Genomic DNA, 2,553 nt, shown 5'->3' on the forward strand with positions numbered 1-2,553 from the left:
GGGATTTGGTCTCCTGCTAAACAAGATGCTCCGTTGGTATGTATTGAACCATGGTTTGGAATTGCTGATGCAACTGATGCAAGCGGGAAACTAGAAGAAAAAATGGGAATCCAGCTATTGGAACCGAATGGTCAATTTAATTGCCACTACGACATTACAATCGAGTAAATCATCAAAAAAACGCCTGACAGTTTAATTCTGTCAGGCGTTTGATTTGGCAATGTTAAAATTCCTACTTGGGATCTTTTTTGTAACCGAAACCGAATGGAACCTTACTTTCTGTACCCGTGCGTATTCTTTTTATATTGTCTTTATGTCGGTAAATAATAAAAATAGTTAAGAGAGCAGCAATAGTTGTTAAAATCCAGTCATTTGTTAAAAGAGTAGAGGGTGTTATAATCAGCAAGGAAAGCATGCTGGAAAAACTGACCATACGTGAAAAAAATAAAATAACCAAAAACAACAATACACAATAGATAAAAAACGGCGGGTTATAGGCTAATAGCACACCGGCACTCGTTGCTACGGCTTTGCCACCTTTAAATTGTGCAAAAACAGGGAAGGTGTGTCCTATGATTGCCCCAAGCCCTACCACCATTGGATTAAGATTGGAATCGAATAAGTAAGGGAGACTAGCGGCAAGAGTTCCTTTTAAAACATCAGCAAACAAAACAAGAATTCCCGCTTTTACTCCTAAGACCCGAAAAGTATTCGTCGTTCCAGAGTTTCCACTGCCATAATTTCGGATGTCTTTTCCGTAGAGTTTTTTGCCTATCCATACTCCAGATGGAATGGATCCGAGTAAATAGGCTGTAATGAACATAAGGATTATTTTAAGCAATTAATTCACTCCTAACTCAGCAATTTAATTGCCGATACGCCACATTTTACCATTTATTTTATTTTAAGGCTAGTAAAAATCAAGGAATATGAATGAGCTGAAAGCAGAATATAGCTAAATCTAAAGAAAAAGTCACTAAAAAAATTCTTTAGTAGGATTTGACTTGCTTTTTTATAATGAAACTTGTTTAATAAGAAAGCATGGCGTATACTTTTTGTATGCGAACATACTTTCGTTTTTTTAATAAAAAGGGTGATTTTTTCTTTTCAATCCCTTATAGTTAGAGTATTATTGAATAGATGCTTAACGAAATAAACGGTTGAATACAAAGTGAAAACGTTAATGAAAGACGTTGAAAGAGAAGAAATTTCTTTTGAACGTATGTTAATTTTTACCACTACGTATTACGGAATAAGGATTTAAGGAGTTTTTATACATGCAAAGAAAAACAGAATACAACGATGCTTCTATTCAAGTCCTAGAAGGGCTAGAGGCTGTACGTAAACGACCAGGAATGTATATTGGTTCTACAGATACAAGAGGCTTGCATCATTTAGTTTATGAAATCGTAGATAATTCAGTAGATGAAGCTTTATCTGGCTATGGAAATGAAATCGTAGTGACATTGCATAAAGACGATAGTGTCAGCGTAAAAGATAACGGACGCGGGATGCCCATAGGGATGCATGCTTCTGGTATTCCAACAGTTCAAGTTATTTTTACGGTATTGCATGCTGGTGGTAAATTCGGACAAGAAGGCGGCTATAAGACTTCTGGCGGATTACACGGCGTTGGAGCCAGTGTAGTTAATGCACTTTCAGAATGGCTGACAGTTACGATCGTTAGAGAAGGTATTGAATACAAGCAAGAGTTTGTTCATGGCGGAAAAGCCAAAGGAACTTTGACAAAGAGAAAGAACAGCCAGAAAAAGAATGGGACAACCGTACACTTTAAACCGGATGCGACAATTTTTTCTACAACAAAATATTCCTACGATGTTCTTTCTGAACGGTTAAGAGAATCAGCTTTTCTATTAAAAAACCTTCGAATTGAATTGATTGATGAACGAAATGACCAATCAGATGTTTTTCATTATGAAGAAGGAATAAAAGAATTTGTAGCTTATTTAAATGAAGACAAAGATACCCTAACTCCTGTAGCTTATTTTTCAGGAGAAAACAATGCGATTGAAGTAGAATTTTCCTTTCAATATAATGATGGCTATTCCGAAAACATTTTGTCTTTTGTTAATAATGTCAGAACAAAAGATGGCGGGACTCATGAATCCAGCATGAAAACAGCTTTGACAAAAAGCTTCAATGACTATGCTCGTAAGGTCAATTTGTTAAAAGAAAAAGACAAAAACCTAGAAGGCAGTGATTTTAGAGAAGGATTGGCAGCAATCATCTCTGTACGTATTCCTGAAGACCTGCTTCAGTTTGAAGGGCAAACGAAGAGCAAGCTAGGTACAGGGCAGGCCCGTGGAGCAGTTGAAGCAGTAATTTGTGAACAATTAGGCTTTTACTTAGTAGAGAATGGAGAAACGAGCCAACAACTGATTCGCAAAGCCCTTTCAGCAAGAGAAGCACGAAACGCGGCTAGAAAAGCACGGGAAGAAAGCCGAAACGGAAAAAAACGGAAAAAGAATGATTCGCTGTTATCAGGAAAACTCACACCAGCACAAAGCAAAAATGCGAAGCGGAATGAATTGT

Annotated in this window: 2 protein-coding genes and 1 pseudogene; 2 read left to right on the forward strand and 1 reads right to left on the reverse strand. The window is 37.1% G+C overall.

Annotation, left to right across the window (positions count from 1 at the left end):
• Nucleotides 1–168, forward strand: a pseudogene (locus RT405_RS10495) (aldose 1-epimerase family protein); the annotation flags it as partial.
• Between the two features lie 64 nt (nt 169–232).
• On the opposite strand, the gene plsY reads toward RT405_RS10495, so the two are convergent.
• The gene (gene plsY / locus RT405_RS10500; RefSeq protein WP_313469566.1) at nt 233–823 is read right to left on the reverse strand and encodes a glycerol-3-phosphate 1-O-acyltransferase PlsY; all 591 of its coding nucleotides are present in this window, start codon (nt 821–823) and stop codon (nt 233–235) included.
• A gap of 454 nt (nt 824–1,277) precedes the next feature.
• Between plsY and RT405_RS10505 the strand changes: the two genes are divergently transcribed.
• Nucleotides 1,278–2,553, forward strand: a 1,276-nt coding sequence (locus RT405_RS10505) for an ATP-binding protein (protein ID WP_396163705.1), incomplete at its 3' end; no start/stop codon positions are given.

It is taken from the genome of Carnobacterium sp. (assembly GCF_032094055.1).
GTDB lineage: Bacteria > Bacillota > Bacilli > Lactobacillales > Carnobacteriaceae > Carnobacterium_A.